The organism is Actinomadura sp. 6K520 (assembly GCF_004349245.1).
In the GTDB taxonomy this organism is placed as follows: Bacteria; Actinomycetota; Actinomycetes; order Streptosporangiales; family Streptosporangiaceae; genus Spirillospora.
In genome coordinates this window covers 1-20,209 of the sequence record NZ_SMLC01000068.1, presented here as the reverse complement: position 1 = coordinate 20,209, position 20,209 = coordinate 1, and the positions used below count along the sequence as shown (strand labels likewise).

Sequence of the window (20,209 nt, the reverse complement as noted above, 5' to 3'; positions counted from 1 at the left end):
GTGGGCACTCACCCGGCCGACCCCGCGAAGGGGAACCGGCCTCAACGGCCGTGATCGCGTCCGAAGGCAGGCCGCAGGGAAGCGGAGAACCTGATCGCGCCGCGGGACCCTGAGCGGGCCGGGCGAGGCGGCGATCGCGAGTAGCCCCCGCTGCGGGTAGGGCCCCTACGGGCCCCACCGCCGAGGGCACTGCGGCATGTAACTGCTTCTCAACGCTACAGGGACGCCAGGTAGTGGCGTCCCTGTTCAGGAATAAGGCGCTGATCAAGTCAGCGCCGGTTCACGGTCCTTCACCGCAAGGGACATCACATCGTCGTCCGGAGCCGTCGCGAGCGCGTCGTTCTCTGCCTGAAGCCGTACGAGCTCGGCTTCCAGATCACGTACGCGCTGTTGAAGGCGCCGCATCTCCGCGACCATCCGGGGGTCGGGACCGCCGACGTGGCCGAGTAGAGCCTTCGCCATGACTAAGGGTCCTCCACGCTGAGTAACCAGCAGGGATCGCGCACGAGAAACAGCTGAAGTCGGTGCGCGTATCGTCTAGAGTCGCACCGGCCGGTGTCCTGGTCAAGACGCACATCACAGGCCGGTAACAACCTTCCTCTACTAGTTTAGCAGGTATAAACCGGAACTCCCTACCCGGTCACCTCTCGTGGAAACCGGGACCCGCTCCGCGCGGCTCGCTCCAGCGCTCCGCCACGCCCGTGACCTTGCCGGGCCTGCCGGGCAGTCCGCCGGGGGCGTCGCCTTCCAGCAGGTCGAGGAGCGTCCGGCACCGTGCACGGGGACCTTCCGCGACGACCTCGACCCGCCCGTCGGCGAGGTTGGTCGCACTGCCGGCGAGGCCGAGCTCCAGCGCCCGCGCCCGCACCCACCAGCGGAACCCGACCCCCTGGACCCGCCCGCGCACCCAGGCCGTCAGCCGCACGGTCTCGTCGTCACCGGTCTCCATTCGCGCCCTCCTCGATCGTGGTCACCAATCGTGCTCAAAGTAACCTCCGGCCGGCGCGAGCACCCGGCCTGACCTGTGCGGCGCCGGCGGAAGCGGGCCGGGCCCGCGGTCAGCGCGCCCGGCGCGGACGCGGTTGGCACACGGGGCAGCTGTAGGAGGAGCGGTTCATGAACTCGTCCCGGCGGATCGGGGCGCCGCAGCGGCGGCACGGCTCGTCGCGCCGCCCGTAGGCGTCCAGCGACCGCTCGAAGTAGCCGCTGTCGCCGTTCACGTCGACGTAGAGGCTGTCGAACGAGGTCCCCCCGACGGCCAGGGCGGCCTCCATGACCTCCTGTGCGCCCTCCAGGACGCGTGCGGCCTCCGCCCGGGTCATCGTGTCGGTCGGCCGCGCCCAGTGCAGCCTGGCCCGCCACAGCGCCTCGTCGGCGTAGATGTTGCCGACCCCGCTGATCAGCGACTGGTCGAGCAGGGCCCGCTTGATGCCGGTCCTGCGGCGGCGGAGGGCGCGGAAGAACGCTTCGGCGTCGAAGGCGTGCTCCAGCGGGTCGGCGGCGATGTGCACGATCGGCTCCGGGACGAGCCCGGGGCCCTTCTCGCCGCCGACGACGTCGGGGACCAGGTCGGTGACCATGAGGTGGCCGAACGTCCGCTGGTCGACGAAGCGCAGGTCGCGGCCTCCGTCGGCGAAGGCGATCCGCACCCGCAGGTGCTTCTCGCGCTCCCGGTCCGGTTCGCCGACGAGCAGCTGCCCGCTCATCCCGAGGTGGGCCAGGACCGCCTCATTCGCCCCGTCCGCCCCGTCCACCCCGCCGGCCGCGCCGTCCGGCGTGCTCAGCGGCAGCCACAGGTACTTGCCGCGGCGTTGCGGCGCGCGGACGGTGCGTCCGGCGAGGCGCCCGGCGAAGTCGGCCGGGCCGGGAGCGTGGCGGCGCACCGACCTGGGGTGCAGCACCTCGGCGGACGCGATCGTGCGGTCCGTCGTCCAGCGTTCCAGGCCGCGCCGGACGACCTCGACCTCGGGAAGCTCAGGCACCGGCCTGGGCCGCCTCTCCGGCCTCCCGGCCCGCCTCCCGCTGACCCGCCTCACGCAGACCGGCCTCCTGGGCATGCTCGCCCTGCGCGGCGGCCTCGCGCTCCACGACGATCCGGCGGATCTCGTTCCAGCCGGCCTCGGCCGCGTTCTGCTCGGCCTCCTTCTTGCTTCGGCCGTCACCGGACCCGTACGTCGTCCCCCCGACGCGGACCGTGGCGCGGAACGTCTTCTGGTGGTCGGGGCCGCTCTCGGCGACGTGGTACTCGGGGACGCCGAGTTCCTCGACGGCGGTGAGCTCCTGCAGAGAGGTCTTCCAGTCCAGCCCGGCGCCGAGACCCGCGGAACGGGCGATCAGCGCGTCGAAGAGCCGGTGTACCAGGGCGGACGCCTCGTCCAGGCCGCGGTCCAGGTACACCGCGCCGATCAGGGCCTCCAGGGTGTCGGCCAGAATCGACGCCTTGTCGCGCCCTCCTGTGCCCTCCTCGCCGCGCCCGAGGCGGATGTGGGCGCCGACGCCGAGGCCCCGCGCGACGCCCGCCAGGGCCCGCATGTTGACCACGGCGGCGCGCAGCTTGGCCAGCTGCCCCTCGGGCAGGTCGGGGTGGCCCCGGAACAGGGTGTCGGTGACGACGAGCCCCAGCACGGAGTCGCCGAGGAACTCCAGGCGCTCGTTGGTGGGCAGCCCGCCGTTCTCGTAGGCGTAGGAACGGTGGGTGAGTGCGCGTTCGAGCAGTTCGGCGTCGACGTCGACGCCGAGCGCGCCGGTCAGTTCCGCGCGGTCCGGCGCGGGGTCGCTTTTCTTGCCGCTCACAGGGCCCTCCTCGCAGGCCGTGCACCGCGCAGGGCGCGGTCGCGTCTGTGGCGCGCGGCCGGGGGCCGGGACGGCGAGGACGCTCGGCGAGGGAAGGTCCGCGAAGACGAGGTGCGCGCCGGTCGGTGATCCCGGCGTGCACCACGGCTCCGGGCGCGCTCTCCGCGCCGGTCACCACGCCGACGTCTCGCGCCGGGGTGGTCGGGGTGCCGGTCCTGCCGCACCGCAGGGGGCGGGCCGCGCCGTACGCGCGGATCCGCCCCCCGGGATGCGAGAAGACCTCAGGACGACGGAGAGATGACCTGCCGCCGGTTGTAGGTGCCGCACGTCGCGCACGCGGTGTGCGGCAGCTTCGGGTCGCGGCACGTCGGGCACTCGACCAGGTTCGGCGCGGTGGCCTTCCACTGCGCACGCCGGTGCCGCGTGTTGCTGCGCGACTTCTTCCGCTTGGGGACGGCCACGTCAGCCCTCCTGCTTTCCTTCTCGTCGGTCGGATGAACCACGGGGGCCTGAGCTCCCGTCCCCCCGGCCGGGGGGCGCCGGCGCAAGGCCGCCGGCGAGATCCTGCAGCGCCGCCCACCGGGGGTCGGCGGCGTCGTGGCGGTGGCCCGGCTCGGCGTCCGCCAGCCGTACCCCGCAGTCCGGGCACAGGCCCGGACAGTCCTCCCGGCACAGCGGGGAGAGCGGCAGCGCGAGCACCACCGCGTCCCGCAGGACGGGCTCGAGGTCGATCAGGTCGCCCTCGAGGCGGAGCTCCTCGTCGTCGGCGTTCCCGCCGGAGCGGGTGTCGCCGTAGACGAACAGTTCCTGGAAGTCCGCCTCGAAGGTCGAGGCGATCGGGTCGAGGCAGCGGGAGCACTCCCCCCGGAGGGGGACCGTCGCCGTTCCGGTGACCAGCACCCCTTCGAGTACCGCTTCGAGCCGGAGGTCCAGCTCGATCGCGGCGCCCTCGGGGACACCCACCATCTCGACGCCGAAGTTCTCCGGTGCCGGCACGGACAGGTGCTCCTCCCGCGACGACCCGGGTTGCCTGCCCAGCGCTCGGGTGTCGAGCACGAGTGGGGCGTTGGGGTCGCGGCGAGTCAGCGGATTCCTGCTTTCGTGAGGCATGGAGAGTCGGCGGCGGTCGATGGCCGATGTCACAGGATACCGAAGCTTCGGCCGTGCCCCCAACTCGCGGCCCCCTCACCAGGGCCGGGCCCTCACTCCTGCCGGAGGCGGGCCACCAGCCGGTCGTGCACGAGGTCCGGGACGAGGCCGGAGGCGTCGCCGCCGAACTTCACGACCTCTTTCATCAGGCTTGACGAGAGGAACGCGTACTCCGGGTTCGTCGCCATGAAGAGCGTCTCGACACCGGCTATCCGATGGTTCATCTGGGCCATCTGCAGCTCGTACTCGTAGTCGCTGACGGCCCGGAGCCCGCGCACGATGACCGGGATGTCCTGCTCTTTGCAGTAGTCGACCGTGAGCCCGTAGAAGGTGTCCACCCGGACGTTGCCGTACTCCTTGGTGACCTCGGAGATCATGCCGGCCCGTTCCTCGACGGTGAACAGGCTCTTCTTGTTCTTGTTGATCAGCACGGCGACGACCACCTCGTCATACAGGCGGGAGGCGCGGCTGATGATGTCGAGATGCCCGTTGGTGACGGGGTCGAACGATCCCGGACAGACGACACGGCGCACGGTGCGAACCCCTTCGGTCCCGGTTTCTGACCTGCGGCGCGAACGTACCAAATCGTATTCGGCCTGCTTTCACCCGGGCTCGCCCGGGCCGCCCGGAGCGCCGCGGGGCGGGTGGTTCCGGCGCGGTGGCCGCACCGGCGGGATTCACTCGCGGGTCAGGGCGTCGACTATCCGGGCGGCGATGGGGCCGGACTCGATGCCGTAGCCGGGGGCCTCGGTCAGCACCGCCACGGCGTACTCGGGGTTCTCGCGCGGGCCGAAGCCGATGAACCAGCGGTCGTTGTAGGAGGCGCCCTCGACGTCGGCGGTCCCGGTCTTGCCGCCGAGGATGGACGTGCCCCTCAGCGACCTGCCCGTTCCCCGCTGGACCACGGCCTCCATCATGTCCCGCATCTGGGCCGCCTGCCCGGAGCTCAGCGCCCGGGACATCCGGCGGGGCGAGACCTCGTCCACCGTCCGGCCGCCGGGGGCGCGGAACCGGTCGATCAGCCGGGGCCGCATGACCACCCCGTCGTTGATCACCGCGGCGGCGACCATGGCCATCTGCAGCGGCGTGGCGACGGTGCTGCCCTGGCCGATGGAGCCGAGCGCGCTGAGCGCCGCCTCGCCCGTCTCGGGGAAGGACGAGGCGGCGCTGAACACCCCGTCCGCGTACTCGATGCGGTCGCCGAACCCGAAGCCGGCGGCCATGTCGTGAACGGCGCCGTTGCCGGGCTCCTCCGCGCCCATGTAGGCGAACGTGGTGTTGCACGACTGCGCGAACGCCTCGATGAGCGGGATGCGGGCGCGGTCGCACACCCCGCCGATGTCGGCGGCGTCGTTGTTGATCGCCTGCCCGGCGCCCGGCGGCCGGTAGCTCCGGCCCGCCCTGACCCCGGTGCCGGCGGTCGCCCCGGCCTCCAGGGCGGCCGCCGCGACCACGGCCTTGAACGTGGAGCCGGGCGGGAACAGCTCCTTCGCGGCCTTGTCGAGCAGCGGCTTGAGCGGCTGGGCGTTGAGCCGCTCGAACGCCGCCGCCGCCTTCTTCCCGTCGAGGGTGGACACCTCGTTCGGGTCGTAGGTCGGCGTGGACGCCAGCACCCGGATCGCGCCCGTGTCCGCGTCGAGGACGACGGCCGCGGCCCGCCGCGCCCCGGCCCCGCTGAGCGCCTGGTACGCGGCGCGCTGCGCCCGGACGTCGATGGTGGCCTCGACCGTCCCGCCCGGCACCCGCCTGCCGAGGAGCTTGTCGATGAGGTCGGCGGTGGCGAGCCGGCCGTCGGTCCCGTCGAGGAAGTGGTTCGCGGCCTCCTCCAGCCCGGTCTGGGCGAACACGGAGAAGTAGCCGGTGACCGGCGCGAAGACGGGTCCCTCCCGGTAGCGGCGCCGGTAGCGCTCGTCGCCGGTCCGCTCCGACCAGGCGAGCCGGACGCCGTCCGCCACGATGGGACCGCGGTCGATCTTGAAGCGGTCGGCCAGGCGGCGGGAGTTGAGCGTGGAGTCCCGCAGTTCCTCGGCCTGGAACCCCTGCACGTAGGTGATGTTCGCCATGAGCGCGGCGACCAGGACCAAGGTCACGACCCAGGTACGGGTCAACGCACGGTCGATCCCGGGCAACATGCGAATCCTCCTACCCGAACCGCCGTGATCTCACCGGCCGGTCGCGCGGCCGTACCAGAACATCGCCTCGCCGTAGCGGCGGTCCCGCTCGGCCTCGAAGCCGTCCGGCCACCGCAGCGCCGGGCCGCGTGCGGCGCGTTCCACGACGACCAGCGCATCCGGTGCGGCCCACCCGTGGTCGCGGAGGTCCTCCAGCAGGGCGGTGACGGACGCGTCCGGCAGCGGGTACGGGGGATCCGCGAAGATCCAATCGTATGCTTCGTCCGGTGCCGTGCGGACGAGCCGCTCCACCTTCTCCGGGCACGGGACGGCGCCGGGCAGCCCGAGCGTCTCGGCGTTCCGCCGGATCACCCTCATGGCCCGCGGATGCGACTCGACGAGCAGCGCGTGTGCGGCGCCCCGGGAGAGCGCCTCCAGCCCGACCGCCCCGGACCCCGCGTACAGGTCGGCGACGCGCAGCCCGTCCAGCGGGCCGAGGAGGGCGAGGACCGTGCCGAACAGGCCCTCCCTGGCGCGGTCGCCGGTGGGCCGTGTGTCCCGTCCGGGCGGGACGGCGAGCCGCCGCCCTCCCGCGATCCCCGCGATGACCCTCGTCATGTCCCCCAGTATCCCGGCGTCCCGGCGCGGCCGCGTACGCCGTCCGGCCACACGGGTCGGCGGCGTGCCGCGAGGGCCGGTCGGACGCTCGATGGGTCAGGTCTTTTCGAGGAACTCGGCGCGGTCGGCGTCCAGGAGGGAGGCGAGGACGGTGGCCAGGCCGGGGTGGTCCGCCAGGCCGGGGTCGGATTCGACCAGTGCCGTGGCCTCCTCGCGGGCGTCGCGGATGACGTCCTCGTCGCGGTGGAGGGTCAGCAGCCGGAGGCTGGACGTCCGGCCGGCCTGTGCGGCGCCCAGCACGTCGCCCTCGCGGCGCTGCTCCAGGTCGAGACGGGACAGCTTGAAGCCGTCCGTGGTGGACGCGACGGCGTCGAGCCGTTCCCGGGCCTTGCTTCCGGGCTCGGCGTCCGTGACGAGCAGGCACAGGCCCTGCAGGGAGCCGCGTCCGACGCGGCCGCGCAGCTGGTGGAGCTGGGAGACGCCGAACCGGTCCGCGTCCATGATCACCATCACGGTGGCGTTGGGGACGTCGACGCCGACCTCGATGACCGTGGTGGCGAGCAGGACGTCCAGTTCCCGGCCGGTGAAGCGGCGCATGACCGCGTCCTTCTCGTCGGGGTGGAGCTTGCCGTGCAGGACGCCGATGCGCACGCCGGCGAGCAGGTCCGCCAGCTTGGGCAGCACCTCCATGATCCCGAGCGGGGAGCGGCGGCCGGACTCCTCGGCGTCGGCCGTGTCCATCGCGTCGCCCTCGTCGCCCTCCTGCTCGCCGATGCGCGGGCAGACGATGTAGATCTGCCGCCCCTCCGCGGCCTCCTCCTTGATGCGCTCCCACGTCCGGGCGAGGAACGCGGGCTTCTCCGGCGGGACCACGTGGGTCCGGATCGCCGACCGGCCCGCCGGAAGCTGCCCGAGGACCGAGGTCTCCAGATCGCCGAAGACCGTCATCGCCACCGTGCGCGGGATCGGGGTCGCCGTCATGACCAGGACGTGCGGGCGGCCGCCGCCGGTCTTCTCGCGCAGCGCGTCCCGCTGCTCGACGCCGAAGCGGTGCTGCTCGTCCACGACGACGAGCCCCAGGTCGGCGAACTGGACGCTCTCCTGGAGGAGCGCGTGGGTGCCGACGACGATCCCGGCGGTGCCGGACGCCGCGTCCAGCAGGGCCTCCTTGCGCGCCTTGGCCCCCTGCGACCCGGTGAGCAGCGCGACCCGCGTCGCGTTCTCCGCTCCCCCGATCCGCCCCGCCTCCGCCAGGTCGCCGAGCATGCCGGTGATCGACCGGTAGTGCTGCTGGGCGAGCACCTCGGTGGGCGCGAGCAGCGCAGCCTGCCCGCAGTTGTCGACCACCTGCAGCATCGCCCGCAGCGCGACCACGGTCTTCCCCGCGCCGACGTCGCCCTGGAGGAGGCGGTGCATGGGGTGTTCCCGCGCCAGGTCGGCGGCTATCTCGTCGCCCACCTGGCGCTGGCCCTCGGTGAGTTCGAAGGGCAGGCGCGCGTCGAACTCCGACTGGAGGCCGCCGAAGGAGGGCGGGCGCGGTGTCGCGGGGAGCGCGGCGGCGGCGAGGCGGCGCTGGGCCAGGGCGACCTGGACGACGAACGCCTCGTCCCACTTGAGGCGGGCACGGGCCTTGCCCAGCTCGTCCCAGGTGCGGGGACGGTGGATGCCCTCGTACGCCTCGCGCAGGCCGACGAGGCGGCGGCGGCCGAGCAGCGCGCCGGGCATCGGGTCGGCGGGCAGGGTCAGCTGGTCGAGGACGGTGCCGACGGACGTGCCGATCGTCTCGATGGGCAGCGCCTTGGTCGACGGGTAGATCGGGATGATCTCGTCGGCCCACTCCTGGGCGGCCTCCTCGGCGCCCTTCTCCGCGACGACCTTGTACTGCGGGTGGGTGAGCTGCCGCATCGCCTTGCCGCCGCGGGGCCGGTAGGTGCTGATCTTCCCGGCGAACAGGCCGCGGGTGCCCGGCGACAGGTCCTTCTCGGCCCGGTAGGAGCCCTTGCGGCCGAAGAAGCTCAGCTTCAGCAGCCCGGTCCCGTCGGTGACGGTGATCTCCAGGACGTAGCCGGGGCTGCGGGTGAGGCTGCGGCCCTGGACCTTCACGACCTCCGCCATGACCGTGACGTGCTCGCCGTCCTGCAGGCCGCTGAGCTGGGTGAGCTCCCCGCGGTGGGCGTAGCGGCGCGGGTAGTGGTGCAGGAGGTCCCCGACCGTGTGCAGGTCGAGGCCCTTCTTCAGCGCGTTGGCCGTCTTGTCGCCCAGGACCTTGCTCAACGGCTCGTCGAGATTCGCCACGCAGTCTTTTCTAGCCCATGGCGGGGACGGGAATCACTCGACGCCGATGAGCAGCGGGTACCGTTCCTGGCCTCCGTCGTACACGCCGACCTCCACGTCGGGGTGGCGGCCGCGCAGATGGTCTTCGAGCGCCCCGGTGAGGGCGGGCGGCGCGTGCACGCCGGCGATCAGCGTGACGAGCTCTCCGCCGCCGGACAGCATCCGGTCCAGGAGGTGCCGGGCGACGTCGGCGACGTCCGCGCCGATCGTGACGACATCGCCCTCGATCAGGCCGAGGACGTCGCCGGGCCGGCACAGCCCGACGCTCGTGACCGCCTCCTCCTGCGCGACCTCCAGGTGGCCGAAGCGGGTGGCGCCGGCGGCGCGGGTCATCTCGATGACGTCCTCGGCGAAGCGGCGCAGCGGGTCGTGCACGGCGAGCGCCGCCATCCCCTGGACGGACGCCTTCGTCGGCACGACCGCGATCCGGGCGCCGCTGTCCCTCGCACGCTCCGCGGCGGCCTCGGCGAGGGCGAGGACCTCGGGCTCGTTGGGCAGGACGGCCACCTCGTCGCCCGCCGCGAGGATCGCCTCCGCCAGCACCGCGAGCGGCGGCACGGTGCCGGTCTCCCGCCGGACGACCCGCGCGCCGCACTCCTCGAACAGCGCGGCGAGCCCGCCGGCGGCGGTGACGGCGATCACCGCGCGCCCGGTGTGCGGCGCGTGCGGCCGCTCCCCGGCGTCGAGGTAGGTGACGCGGATGCGGTGCGGGCGCCCCGCGGCCATGCCCGCCTCGATGGCCGCGCCGGCGTCGTCCACGTGGACGTGGACGTTCCACAGGCCGTCGCCGCCCACCACGACGAGCGAGTCCCCGAGGCCGTCCAGCCGTTCGCGCAGGACGTGGACCGCCTCGTCCGGCGCGTCGAGCAGGTACATGACCTCGTAGCCGGGGCCCCGCGGCTCGGGGTGCTCCTCGGCGGGCGGCGGCGCCCCCGCCGTACGGGGAGGGGCCGTGCGGTGCGGGACCTCGTACCGCTCCGGGTACTCCTCGGTGACCACGGCCGCGAGGACGTCGAGGATCACGCAGAGCCCGGCCGCGCCCGCGTCCACGACCCCGCTCCGGGCGAGCACGTCGAGCTGGCCCGTGGTGCGGCCGAGCGCCCGCCGGGCGCCCTCGGCGGCCGCCCGCGTCACCCCGGCGAGTCCGGTTCCGGACGATTCCGCGCCGCACGCCGCTGCCGCCGCGGCGAGGACGCTCAGGATCGTGCCCTCGACCGGGTGCTCCACCGCCTCGCGGGCCAGGCCCGACGCGTGGTCCAGCGCCCCCGCGAACGCGGTGCCGTCCGGCGGCCCCTCCAGCGGGCCGAGCACGTCGGCGAGCCCGCGGAACACCTGGCTGAGGATCACGCCCGAGTTGCCCCGCGCGCCGAGCAGCGCCCCCTGCACCAGGGCGCGCCAGATCCGCGCGGCGTCCGGCGGCTCGCCGGCCGGGAGCTCGTCCAGCGCGTCCGCCGCCGCGAGCACGGTCAGGTACAGGTTCGTGCCGGTGTCCCCGTCCGGGACGGGGAACACGTTGAGCGCGTCGATCTCCGCTCTCGTGCGCCCCAGCGCCTCCGCCGTGAGCCTGCACCACCGCCGTACCGCCACCCCGTCGAGGACCTCGCCCACGGACCCGCCCCTCTCGCCGTCTCGCCCTCTTCTGTACCGTGCGCGTGCCGTCGCGGGAAGCCGGACGGGTCGCGAGGCGATTCGCGTACCCGGCGCGCCGTCGGCTACTCTGATCCGTGCGCCTCGTCCGAGGCGCCCTCAGTGAGCACCCGTGATGTCCGGCCCGCCGTCGGTGGCATCGGGGCGTCGCTCCGGTTCAGAGCATCGACACCACTTGGAGTTTCCCGTGGCTTCCGTCTGCGACGTCTGCGGCAAGGGACCCGGTTTCGGCATGCGCGTCTCCCACTCGCACCGCCGCACCCCGCGCCGCTGGAACCCCAACATCCAGCGCGTGCGCGCCGTCGTGAACGGCAGCACCAAGCGGATCAACGCCTGCACGTCCTGCATCAAGGCCGGCAAGGTCGTCAAGCCGACCGTCTGACACGGACCGGGCGGCTTCGGCCGGCTCATCGGACCGATCCGATGAGCCGGCTTTCGTGTTCCCGGGCCGCGTGCCTCGCGGGGGTCAGGTGCGGTGGCGCCAGGCGTGGTCGACGGGGCCGATGCCGGAGCCGAGGGGGAAGCCCGCCGCGATCGCGCCCGTCACGTACTCCTTCGCCTTCGCCACCGCGGCGGGGACATCCTCGCCCATGGCCAGGTGGGACGCGATGGCGGACGCGAGCGTGCAGCCGGTGCCGTGGGTGTGCCGGTTGTCGTGGCGGGGCGCGGTGAAGCGGTGTTCGCTCTCCCCGTCGAACAGCAGGTCGGCGGGCTCGCCCGGGAGGTGCCCGCCCTTGATCAGGACCCATCGCGGGCCGAGCGCCTTGACGGCCTCGGCGGCCTCGCGCAGGCCCGCCTCGTCCACCACCTTGACGCCGGTGAGCTGCTCCACCTCGAAGAGGTTGGGGGTCACGATGGTCGCGGCCGGCAGCAGTGCCGAGCGGACGGCGTGCACGGCGTCCGGCGCGAGCAGCGGGTCGCCGTGCTTGGACACGCCCACGGGGTCGACGACGGCGGGCGCGTCGGTGGCGGCGAGCGCCTCGGCGACGGTCTCGACCAGCACCGTCGAGGCGAGCATCCCCGTCTTGATCGCGTGGACGCCGATGTCGGTCAGCACGGAGTCGAGCTGGGCGCGCACCGCCTCCGGCGGGAGCTCCCAGTAGCCCTGGACGCCGAGCGAGTTCTGCGCGGTGACCGCGGCGACGACGCTCATCCCGTGGACGCCGAGGGCGAGCATGGTCTTCAGGTCCGCCTGGATCCCGGCGCCGCCGCCGGAGTCGGAGCCCGCGACGGTGAGCACGAGGGGAGGCGCCGGCGCGCGGGTCGGGATGGTCGTCATGCGCCCACTTTAAGGCGGTCTGCCGGGTTATGCGATCTAGCCGGCGGCGGGGCTCAGACGAGGGCGCAGGGCCTGCCGTTCAGGACGCACGAGGACGGCCGGGCCGCGGTCCCCCGCGCGGTGAAGACGATCCGGACCTTCTCGCCGGGCGCGATGACCGTGCGTCCCCGCAGGAACGGGACGGCGCCGGTCCGGACGGCGGTGGCGCCGCTGACGGCGGTGACCGAGGCGGTCGGGATCTTGAACGCCAGCGCCCACTCGGCCACCGGCCGCGGGCCCTGGTTGGCGATCGTGGCGGTGGCTTTGAAGCCGCCGGGGGTCCTGGACGCGACCCGGAAGGCGATGAGGAGGCCGTCGGAGCGCTCGGCGCCGCGGCTGGCGCGCCCGTCCGGGCCGCGCTCGGTGATCTGGTTGTCGCGCTGGTCGGTCTGCGTGTTGCTCGGCGCGCCGCCGGCGAAGTTGAGGGAGATCTGCTGGGTGCTCAGCGCGTAGGAGACGACCCCGACGGCGACGACCAGCGCGAGGATCGGCATCAGGGGGACGGGGAGCACCGACAGGAACCGGAGCCAGCGGCGACCGCCGCCGGGCTCGAAGTCGAGCGGATCGGGAGGCCGTTCGGGAGCGGCGGCCGGGTGGGGACCGGCGGGAGCGCCCGGGAAATCACCCGGATAGTCGCCCGGGAGCGGCTCGAACATCCGGTGGGCCGGGGGGCCGTTCTGGCGCTCCGCGCCGGGTGGCGGACCGGTGGGGATGCGATCGTGCGGCGACACGTACACGCGGTCGTCGGTCGGCCCGGAGAAGGCGTCGTAGGGCGGACCGGACGGAGCTCCGTAGGGTCGGCCCCGGGACCCGCGGTCGCCCCGTACGGGGTCGTCCTCCGGTGGCCCAACCTTGCTGTGTCGTCCCATCCCATCCCTCTTCGATCACAGGATGTATACCAAACCCGCACCAACCATGCCTACCGCATCCGGCAACGCTTACGGCTGTACGCGCCGCGTGCCGGCCGCGTTCACGTCCGGAAGTGGTCCCAGCCGCCGGCGGGCGGCTCGCGGCCGTCGACGTGCACTCCCGATCCTTCGGTGACGACCCCGATCCGCCTCCAGGTCGAAGGCGGGCGGGCGTCCGGCGGGAACGATCCGGCGAACGCGTGATCTTCGCCACCGGTGAGGGCGTGGCGGAGCCCGTCCGGCCCGAGGACCTCCGGGACGGGAACGGCCGTGGAGTCGATGTCGATCCGGACACCGCTCGCGGCGGCGATGTGCCCGAGGTCCTGGACGAGCCCGTCACTCACGTCCAGCAGCGCGGTCGCGCCGTGCGCACGTGCCTCTTCGCCCGCCGCGTACGGGGGTTCGGGACGGCGGTGGGCCGCGATCAGCTCGGCGGGCCCGTCCCGCCCGGCGGCGAGGAGGGCCAGGCCGGCGGCGGCGTGGCCGAGCCGTCCCCGGACGGCCACGAAGTCGCCGGGCCGCGCCCCGGACCGGGTGAGCGGCGCCCCGCCGCCCAGGTCGCCGAGCGCGGTGACGGCGAGGGTGATCTGCGGGGCACCGACGACGTCGCCGCCGGCCACGGACGCGCCCGCCGCGCGGCACTCGTCGGCGAGCCCGTCGTAGAGGCGCTCGGCCCATTCGGTAGGGGTCGAGGGCGGGGCGGCGAACCCGACGAGCAGCGCCGTGGGCCGGGCGCCCATGGCGACGACGTCGGCGAGGTTCTGCGCGGCGGCCTTGCGGCCGATGTCGTAAGGGCCCGACCAGTCGCGGCGAAAGTGCCTGTCCTCCACGAGGAGGTCGGTAGTGGCCACGACGCGCCCGTCCGGCGCGGCGATCACGGCCGCGTCGTCGCCGGGGCCGAGCCGCACCGCCGGACCCGGCGGCAGCCGCCGGGTCAGCCGGGCGATCAATCCGAACTCGCCCACGTCGCCGATGGTGCCCATTTTCCGCCGGTTCCCCCGTTCACGCGGTCGCGTGCGGCCCGATCGCGGCACGCGCCTCCCCCGGCCGCCCGCCGCGGCGCGTAACACGATACGGTGAACCGTCCGACGGCCAATTCTCCGACCGGGGAGGACGTGATGGTGCAGGCCTACATCCTCATCCAGACCGAAGTCGGCAAGGCAGCCGACGTCGCAAGTCACATCTCCGGCATATCCGGTGTGACGCTGGCGGAGGACGTCACGGGGCCGTACGACGTGATCGTCCGGGCGGAGGCGCGCAATGTCGACGAGCTGGGCAAGCTCGTCGTCGCGCAGATCCAGGCGGTCGAAGGCATCACCCGCACCCTGACCTGCCCGATTGTTCACATCTAGCCCGAAGCCGTTCCTGGTCGCGGGGCTGGCGCTGGTGGCCGCCGCCTGCGGCGGCGGGGCCGTGCAGGTGCCCGAGCCGCAGCCCGACGCGGCCACGCGGCGGCTCTGCGAGGGGCTCCGGCTGCCCGCGAGCGTGCACGGCCAGGAACGCCGCGACTCCTCACCCGAGTCCCCGCTGACCGCCGCCTGGGGGTCGCCCGCGATCGCGCTGCGCTGCGGCGTGCCGCGGCCCGCCTCGCTGCAGCCCGCGTCGGCGCTGGTGACGATCAACGGGATCGACTGGTTCGGGTACCCCGCCGACCGCCCGGTCACCTTCACCGCGGTCGCGCGGCAGGCCTACGTCGAGGTGACCGTCCCGCCCAAGTACCACCCCGCCGGGGACGTGCTCATCGAGCTCGGCCCGGCGATCAAGGCGACCATCCCGGAGAAGCCCGAGGGCCAGATCTGATCACCAGATCGGGACGGGGCTCTCCCCCCGCCGGTAGTAGCCGGGGATCGGCTCGCCGGAAGCCGCCCGGTCCAGGCGCCGCTTCATCCCGTCCGACAGCACGTCCGCCTTCATCATCTCGACGAACACCGCCGTGACGTTGCCCAGGTCGAACCAGTCGCGCTGCCACGACCACTGCCGGTTGCCCGCGTACCGGAACCACGAACCGCCGATGCCGAGCACCTCGTACGGCGTCCCGTCCGGGCGCTTGGCGTCGGCGACCTGCTTCCAGAAGCCGACGACCTCGCCCTTGCGCTCGTCGATCAGGATGCTCTGGTACGGGTACGTCCAGCCGTCCAGCCCGCCCATCTCGGCGCCGAGGGCGATGTCGCGGATCTCGTCGCGCCCGACGGCCATGAAGTCCTGCTTGGGGCCGATGTTCCAGCCGTAGGTGGCGTCCTCGGTGTAGAGGTCGGCGAGGGGGCGCCAGTCGCCCGCCTCCTCGCAGCGCCGGTTCTCCGCCAGCCAGTGCTCCACCATCGCGTCGAGTTCTTCACGGGGGAACGAGGGCATCATGCCTCCAGCAGTTTGAGGGCCTGGGTCGGGCAGTAGCGGACGGCGGCCTGCACTTCGGCGCGCATGTCCTCGGGCGGTTCGGCGTCCAGGACCCGGACCTTCCCTTTGCGCGGGACCTCGAAGACGTCCGGCGCCTCCATCTCGCACATGGCGTGCCCCTGGCACAGGTCCAGGTCGGCCTCGATCCTCACCGGCGCCTCCTGCGGTACCGGGCCGCGCACGGCTGGGCGAGCTGGACGACCATCTTCGAGTGGTCGTTGCGGTAGGTCTCCAGGGGCTGCGCGGGCTCGAACTCCCAGTCCCGCAGCAGCACCGAGAAGATCGCCTTGAGCTGCATCATCGCGAAGTTCGCGCCGACGCAGCGGTGCCGTCCCGCGCCGAACGGCACCCACGTCCAGCGGTTGAGGACGTCCTCCTCGCGCGGGGCGACGTAGCGCTCGGGGTGGAAGGCGTCCGGGTCGGGGAAGTCGCTCTCGATCCGGTTGGAGACGGCGAGGCTGCAGCCGACCATCGTGCCCGCCGGGATGCGGTGCCCGCACACCTCCTGGTCGGACTGCGCGACGCGCAGCAGCAGGATCAGCGGCGGATGCAGCCGCAGCGCCTCCTTGATCGTCGACTCCAGGTACGGGATGGCGCGCAGCGCCTGGAACGACACCTCGCTGCCGTCCGCGTACAGCTCGTCCAGCTCGCGGACGACGCCGTCCAGCGCGTCCGGGTTGCGGAGCAGCTCGATCAGCGTCCACGCGGCGGTACCGGACGTGGTGTGGTGGCCGGCGAACATCATCGAGATGAACATGCCGGTGACCTGGTCGGCGTCGAACCGCAGCGTGCCGTCCTCGTTCTTGATGGACATGAGGACGTCGAGGAGGTCGCGGTCCTCCTTCGGCGGGTTCGGCGGGCGGCCGTCCATGATGCCCTGGACCAGCTCGACGAGCGCCGCGCGGGCCGCGTCGCGGCGGCGGAAGCTCTCGATGTCGGCGTAGGGGTCGACGTAGGCGAGCGCGTCGGTGCCGCGTTCGAGGTCGTGGTACAGGTCGGCGAACCGGCGGTCGAGCTGCTCGCGGAACTTGCGCCCGATCAGGCAGGCCGACGAGGTGTAGATCGTCAGCTCGGCGAAGAAGTCGAGCAGGTCGATCTCGCCCTCGTCGCCCCAGCCGGCGACCATCCGGTCCACCTCGGTGGCGATCGTCGCGGCGTGGCCCTTCATGTACGAGCCCTTGAGCGCCTGGTTGTGCAGTGCCTCGCGGCGCTGCTCGGGGGTGGCGTCGAACACCACGCCCTCGCCGAAGATCGGCGTCATGAACGGGTACGCCTCGGCCTGGTCGAGTTCCTCGTCGGGGGCGCGGAAGAAGTACTCGTTGGCCTCGGCGCCGGTCAGCAGGACGACGCGCCGTCCCGCGAGCCGGAACTCGCCGACGTCGCCGCACTCGTCCCGGACGCGCCGCATCAGCCCGATCGGGTCCGAGCGGAGTTCCTCCAGGTGGTCGGGCCCGCCCGACACCACGCGCGGCTCCACCAAAGCGGTCATGAATCCTCCAGGGGGGCTTCGGGCTGTACTTCGACGAGCCGGAGATGGGCGCCGCGCGGGGTCGCGACGACCGCGGCCACGGCGGCGGCGACGTCGGACGGGCGCAGGAAGTACGGGTGGCGGGCGTGGCCCCACTTCACCCAGTCCTCCAGCACGGCGCCGGTCGTCTCCGCGTCCCAGGTCATGCCCATGCCGGTCGCGGTGGGTCCGGGCCGCACGATGGACGCCCGCACCCCCGTCCCTTCCAGCTCCATCTGCATGGTGCGGGCCATGCCCTCCACGCCGCTCTTGGCGGCGACATAGGCGCCCGTCCAGGAGCGCGGAGCGGGGACGGTGTCCGAGGAGATGAACACGATGTCGCCGCGCCGGCGCGCGACCATCGGCGGGACGAAGTGCGACACGAGCCGGTGCGCGCCGACGAGGTGGACCTGCACCTGCGCGACGAACTCGGCGGAGCCGAGTTCGTGCAGGCGCCCGGCGGACAGGTCGCCGGCGCCGGACACGACGACCTCGACCGGGCCGAGCGCGTCCTCGGCGGCCGCCGCGAACGCCTTGACGGAGTCGGCGTCGCCGACGTCCAGCGGGTGCGCGAACGCCTCTCCCCCGCCTGCCCGGATGGTGGCGGCGAGTTCCTCGCACCTGTCGGCGCGCCGCGCGCCGAGCGCGACCGGGTGCCCGGCCGCCGCCAGCGCCGCCGCCGTGGCCGCGCCGATGCCGGACGACGCGCCCGCCACCACGACCGGGCGCCGCTCGGGATGGGGATCGAACCTGGGCATGCTCTAGCTCTCCCCCCGTCCCCGGCCGACCACGCGCACAGGCAGCGTCGCGAAGCCGCGGACGTTCACCGAATGGACCCGCTCCGCGCCGGCGTGGTCGACCTCGAAGGAGGAGACGTGCCGGACCAGCTCGCCGAGCGCGATACGCGCCTCCAGGCGGGCGAGGTTGGCGCCCAGGCAGAAGTGCCGGCCGCCGCCGAAGCTGACGAGCTGCGAGGTGTCGCGGTCGAGGTCGTAGGCGTCGGCGTCCGGGAAGACCCGCGGGTCGCGGTTGGCCGACCCGACCAGCAGCAGCATCCGGTCGCCCTCGGGGACCCGCTGCCCGTGCAGCTCGATGTCCCGCGTGACCAGCCTGGCGAGCATCTGGCTGGACGTGTCGTAGCGGAGCGTCTCCTCGACCCAGTCGTCGACCCGTCCCGGGTCACCGAAGGGTTTGGCAGCCTGCTCCGGGTTCTGCGAGCCCCAGTACAGGGCGTTGGCGAGGAGCTTGGTCGTGGTCTCGTTGCCGGCGACCACCATCAGGAACAGGAACGCGATGATCTCTCTGTCGTCCAGCCGGTCGCCGTCGATCTCGGCGTCCAGCAGCGCCGAGGTGAGATCGTCCGCGGGTCGGCGCCTGCGCTCGGCCACCATGTCCTGGTAGTAGCCGACGAGCGTGAGCGCCGCGTCCATCCCGGCGGGCGGGACGTCGTTGAGGCCCTCTTCCCGGTGGACGACGAGGTCGGCGAGCCGGCGGACCTCCACCCGGTCGGCCTCGGGGACGCCCATCATCTCGGAGATGACGTCCATGGGCAGCAGCCCGGCGAAGTCGGACACGAAGTCGAACTCGCGCCTGTCCAGGGCGGGCTCCAGGTGGCGCCTGGCGAGAGCCCTGATGCCGTCGCCCATCTCCTTGACCCGCCGGGGCGTGAAGCCCTTGGACACCAGCGCCCGCATCCGGGTGTGGCGTGGCGGGTCGAGCGCGAGGAACGACATCGTCCGGTGCGCGTGCGGCCCCCAGGCGCTCGGCTCAAGCGAGACGCCGTGGGAGTTGGAGAACGTCGCGTGGTCGCGGAACGCGGCGGACACGTCCGCGTGCCGGGACAGCGCCCAGAAGCCCAGCTCGTCGTTGCGGTAGAGCGGCGCCTCGTCGCGGAGCCGCGCGTAGCAGGGGTAGGGGTCCTCGTGGACCGCGTAGTCGAAGGGGCTGTAGTGGATCTGCGCGGCAGGCGCCACGGCCGTCACCTCACTCGGCGGGTTCGGGCAGGATGAGCTCCGCCATCTCGGCGAGCCGGTCGGCGACGCGGGCGTAGGACGTGTAGCCCATGCCGGCGTGCACGAGCGCGCCGGTGTAGGCCAGCTCCAGCGCGCCGAGGATCTTGGGGTCGTCGTGGTCGCGCAGCGCGGCCTGGATCCGCCCGCGGATCGCGACGCCGATGCGCACCCGCAGCTCGCGGACGTCGGGGTCGGTGCCGAGCAGCGCGGTGGTGCACGCCGCCGCCAGCTCCGGCTCGTCCGACACCAGCAGCGCGATCTCGCGCAGTGTCTCCACCACGCGCTCGTGCAGCGTGCCGTCGGCCTCCACCGGCGGCAGCGCGCTGAGCCGCCGCCAGAACACCTCGGTGATCAGGTGGTTCTTCGACGCGAAGTAGGTGTAGGCGGTCGCGGGCGCGACCCCGGCGCGCTTGGCGACGTTGCGGACGGTGAGGCCGTCGTAGCCGGTCTCGCCGACCTCCACCACGGCGGCGTCGGTCAGCCGCCGCACCGTGTCGGCCTGCCGGTCGGTGAGACGGCGGCGGGTGGGCTCGGTCGTCAGCTGCTCGTTACCGGACACGTGTCCAGACATTAGTTCAGTAACGCGCGCACCGCAATGCCGGCCCGGAACTTCGCCGGTGCGGCGGTGGGGCGGGTGGGATTCGAACCCACTCAGCGCGAGGCACCTGCTTTACAGGCAGGCCCGACTCTCCGGGCGTCGGCGCCGCCCCCACTGCGGGCCGTCCGGCCCGTTCCGTACCTCCGGAGGGATTCGAACCCCCAGCACACGGCACCTCATGCCGCTGTCTCTGCCGTTGGACTACGGAGGCATGCGTGCGGCCCCCGGGATTCGAACCCGGAACATCCACTTCCTGAGAGTGGCCTCTCTGCCCGTTGGAGTAGAGCCGCGTGATCGTCGCGAGGGTGGCGTCACTCGCCTGCGGCTCGGCCGGGGGCTACCGGGAGACGGGATACCGGCCGGGGCGGGCGCGCGACGCCGAGGGCAGTCGGAGTCGATACTGCTCCAGAGCCATGGCCGGTCCTCCTCTCGGGTCTCGTGTCACCGCCTTGGACGGGCTGACGTCGTCAACGGTGCCATCGCCCGGCCGGCCGCCGCAACGCGTTTTCCGGGTCACTGCTCTTCCGGGAGCAGGATGCCGATGAGGATCAGGATCCAGATACCGACCATGAGCCAGCCGAGGACGATCCCGGCCACCGCGAGGCCCGTTCCGCGCTCGCCCGAGCGGCGCGCCCGCGACAGGCCCATATGCCCGGTGACGATCGCCGGGATGGACAGCAGCCCGCACGAGATCGGCCCGATCGCGCCCATCGCGACGGAGTAGATCGCGAAGATGTTCACCGGCGGCCTGGCGCCCGGATCGGTGCGCGGGCCCTGCGCGGGCGGGTACCGATGGGCGGCCGGTGAACATCTTCGCGAT

The 20,209-nt window shown here is 73.1% G+C and carries 24 protein-coding genes and 3 tRNA genes; 3 read left to right on the top strand and 24 right to left on the bottom strand.

Annotated features, from left to right (window positions below; genetic code table 11):
• Positions 1 to 264: 264 nt before the first annotated feature.
• The 11 genes from E1289_RS19280 to E1289_RS19230 all read right to left on the bottom strand — a co-directional run bounded on the left by E1289_RS19280 (position 265) and on the right by E1289_RS19230 (position 10,613).
• A complete protein-coding gene (locus E1289_RS19280; RefSeq protein WP_083946295.1) occupies positions 265 to 462 on the bottom strand; it encodes a hypothetical protein in 198 nt (65 codons plus the stop codon).
• Positions 463 to 640: 178 nt separating this feature from the next.
• On the bottom strand, positions 641 to 949 hold the full coding sequence (locus E1289_RS19275; protein WP_131982054.1) for an acylphosphatase: 309 nt from the start codon (positions 947 to 949) through the stop codon (positions 641 to 643).
• A 109-nt stretch (positions 950 to 1,058) separates the two neighbouring features.
• Positions 1,059 to 1,982 carry a bifunctional DNA-formamidopyrimidine glycosylase/DNA-(apurinic or apyrimidinic site) lyase gene (gene mutM, locus E1289_RS19270; protein ID WP_131982052.1) on the bottom strand — a complete coding sequence of 308 codons (924 nt, stop codon included), beginning with the start codon at positions 1,980 to 1,982 and terminating at the stop codon, positions 1,059 to 1,061.
• Positions 1,975 to 2,793: a ribonuclease III gene (rnc, locus tag E1289_RS19265; RefSeq protein WP_131982050.1), complete on the bottom strand. Its 819-nt coding sequence runs from the start codon at positions 2,791 to 2,793 to the stop codon at positions 1,975 to 1,977. The genes mutM and rnc overlap by 8 nt, the downstream gene beginning before the upstream one ends.
• A gap of 281 nt (positions 2,794 to 3,074) precedes the next feature.
• Positions 3,075 to 3,254 carry a 50S ribosomal protein L32 gene (gene rpmF, locus E1289_RS19260; protein ID WP_131982048.1) on the bottom strand — a complete coding sequence of 60 codons (180 nt, stop codon included), beginning with the start codon at positions 3,252 to 3,254 and terminating at the stop codon, positions 3,075 to 3,077.
• A gap of 1 nt (position 3,255) precedes the next feature.
• The gene (locus E1289_RS19255; protein ID WP_131982046.1) at positions 3,256 to 3,903 is read right to left on the bottom strand and encodes a DUF177 domain-containing protein; all 648 of its coding nucleotides are present in this window, start codon (positions 3,901 to 3,903) and stop codon (positions 3,256 to 3,258) included.
• A gap of 92 nt (positions 3,904 to 3,995) precedes the next feature.
• The gene (coaD, locus tag E1289_RS19250) at positions 3,996 to 4,475 is read right to left on the bottom strand and encodes a pantetheine-phosphate adenylyltransferase (RefSeq protein WP_131982044.1); all 480 of its coding nucleotides are present in this window, start codon (positions 4,473 to 4,475) and stop codon (positions 3,996 to 3,998) included.
• Positions 4,476 to 4,619: 144 nt separating this feature from the next.
• Entirely contained in the window at positions 4,620 to 6,074 is a 1,455-nt protein-coding gene (locus tag E1289_RS19245; RefSeq protein ID WP_243712960.1) for a penicillin-binding transpeptidase domain-containing protein, read from the bottom strand.
• 30 nt (positions 6,075 to 6,104) lie between these two features.
• Positions 6,105 to 6,671 carry a 16S rRNA (guanine(966)-N(2))-methyltransferase RsmD gene (gene rsmD, locus E1289_RS19240; RefSeq protein WP_131982042.1) on the bottom strand — a complete coding sequence of 189 codons (567 nt, stop codon included), beginning with the start codon at positions 6,669 to 6,671 and terminating at the stop codon, positions 6,105 to 6,107.
• Between the two features lie 96 nt (positions 6,672 to 6,767).
• Positions 6,768 to 8,966 carry an ATP-dependent DNA helicase RecG gene (gene recG / locus E1289_RS19235; protein WP_131982040.1) on the bottom strand — a complete coding sequence of 733 codons (2,199 nt, stop codon included), beginning with the start codon at positions 8,964 to 8,966 and terminating at the stop codon, positions 6,768 to 6,770.
• A gap of 33 nt (positions 8,967 to 8,999) precedes the next feature.
• Positions 9,000 to 10,613, bottom strand: coding sequence for a DAK2 domain-containing protein (locus E1289_RS19230; protein WP_131982038.1), 1,614 nt, complete (start codon positions 10,611 to 10,613; stop codon positions 9,000 to 9,002).
• A 226-nt stretch (positions 10,614 to 10,839) separates the two neighbouring features.
• Between E1289_RS19230 and rpmB the strand changes: the two genes are divergently transcribed.
• A complete protein-coding gene (rpmB, locus tag E1289_RS19225) occupies positions 10,840 to 11,034 on the top strand; it encodes a 50S ribosomal protein L28 (protein WP_030164391.1) in 195 nt (64 codons plus the stop codon).
• Between the two features lie 84 nt (positions 11,035 to 11,118).
• Here the strand turns inward: rpmB and thiD are convergent, their stop codons facing one another.
• The 3 genes from thiD to E1289_RS19210 all read right to left on the bottom strand — a co-directional run bounded on the left by thiD (position 11,119) and on the right by E1289_RS19210 (position 13,861).
• Positions 11,119 to 11,931, bottom strand: a complete 813-nt coding sequence (gene thiD / locus E1289_RS19220) for a bifunctional hydroxymethylpyrimidine kinase/phosphomethylpyrimidine kinase (protein WP_131982036.1) — start codon at positions 11,929 to 11,931, stop codon at positions 11,119 to 11,121.
• A gap of 53 nt (positions 11,932 to 11,984) precedes the next feature.
• The gene (locus E1289_RS19215; protein WP_165970538.1) at positions 11,985 to 12,701 is read right to left on the bottom strand and encodes a cellulose binding domain-containing protein; all 717 of its coding nucleotides are present in this window, start codon (positions 12,699 to 12,701) and stop codon (positions 11,985 to 11,987) included.
• Between the two features lie 239 nt (positions 12,702 to 12,940).
• Positions 12,941 to 13,861: a thiamine-phosphate kinase gene (locus tag E1289_RS19210; RefSeq protein WP_131982032.1), complete on the bottom strand. Its 921-nt coding sequence runs from the start codon at positions 13,859 to 13,861 to the stop codon at positions 12,941 to 12,943.
• Positions 13,862 to 13,996: 135 nt separating this feature from the next.
• Between E1289_RS19210 and E1289_RS19205 the strand changes: the two genes are divergently transcribed.
• Together E1289_RS19205 and E1289_RS19200 are read left to right on the top strand one after the other, a co-directional pair.
• Positions 13,997 to 14,230, top strand: coding sequence for an Lrp/AsnC ligand binding domain-containing protein (locus E1289_RS19205; protein WP_131950515.1), 234 nt, complete (start codon positions 13,997 to 13,999; stop codon positions 14,228 to 14,230).
• Positions 14,217 to 14,678 carry a DUF3515 domain-containing protein gene (locus tag E1289_RS19200; protein WP_243712959.1) on the top strand — a complete coding sequence of 154 codons (462 nt, stop codon included), beginning with the start codon at positions 14,217 to 14,219 and terminating at the stop codon, positions 14,676 to 14,678. Before E1289_RS19205 ends, E1289_RS19200 begins: the two co-directional genes overlap by 14 nt.
• On the opposite strand, the gene E1289_RS19195 is transcribed toward E1289_RS19200, so the two are convergent.
• From E1289_RS19195 to E1289_RS19150, 10 genes are all read right to left on the bottom strand, one after another.
• Positions 14,679 to 15,230 (bottom strand): nuclear transport factor 2 family protein, encoded by a 552-nt coding sequence (locus tag E1289_RS19195; RefSeq protein WP_131982080.1) that lies wholly within the window; start codon positions 15,228 to 15,230, stop codon positions 14,679 to 14,681. It lies immediately after the preceding gene.
• The gene (locus tag E1289_RS19190; protein WP_131982030.1) at positions 15,230 to 15,424 is read right to left on the bottom strand and encodes a ferredoxin; all 195 of its coding nucleotides are present in this window, start codon (positions 15,422 to 15,424) and stop codon (positions 15,230 to 15,232) included. The genes E1289_RS19195 and E1289_RS19190 overlap by 1 nt, the downstream gene beginning before the upstream one ends.
• On the bottom strand, positions 15,421 to 16,761 hold the full coding sequence (locus E1289_RS19185) for a cytochrome P450 (RefSeq protein ID WP_131982028.1): 1,341 nt from the start codon (positions 16,759 to 16,761) through the stop codon (positions 15,421 to 15,423). Before E1289_RS19185 ends, E1289_RS19190 begins: the two co-directional genes overlap by 4 nt.
• Entirely contained in the window at positions 16,758 to 17,537 is a 780-nt protein-coding gene (locus E1289_RS19180) for an SDR family oxidoreductase (RefSeq protein WP_131982026.1), read from the bottom strand. Before E1289_RS19180 ends, E1289_RS19185 begins: the two co-directional genes overlap by 4 nt.
• Before the next feature lie 3 nt (positions 17,538 to 17,540).
• Positions 17,541 to 18,752 (bottom strand): cytochrome P450, encoded by a 1,212-nt coding sequence (locus E1289_RS19175; protein WP_243712958.1) that lies wholly within the window; start codon positions 18,750 to 18,752, stop codon positions 17,541 to 17,543.
• A gap of 10 nt (positions 18,753 to 18,762) precedes the next feature.
• Entirely contained in the window at positions 18,763 to 19,350 is a 588-nt protein-coding gene (locus tag E1289_RS19170; RefSeq protein ID WP_243712957.1) for a TetR/AcrR family transcriptional regulator, read from the bottom strand.
• A gap of 67 nt (positions 19,351 to 19,417) precedes the next feature.
• Positions 19,418 to 19,501: transfer RNA gene (locus tag E1289_RS19165), tRNA-Tyr, on the bottom strand.
• 26 nt (positions 19,502 to 19,527) lie between these two features.
• A tRNA-Leu gene (locus tag E1289_RS19160) sits at positions 19,528 to 19,600 on the bottom strand.
• Positions 19,601 to 19,605: 5 nt separating this feature from the next.
• Positions 19,606 to 19,679, bottom strand: a tRNA-Leu gene (locus tag E1289_RS19155).
• Positions 19,680 to 19,902: 223 nt separating this feature from the next.
• Positions 19,903 to 20,209, bottom strand: a 307-nt coding sequence (locus tag E1289_RS19150; RefSeq protein ID WP_207929035.1) for a DUF4190 domain-containing protein, incomplete at its 5' end; no start/stop codon positions are given.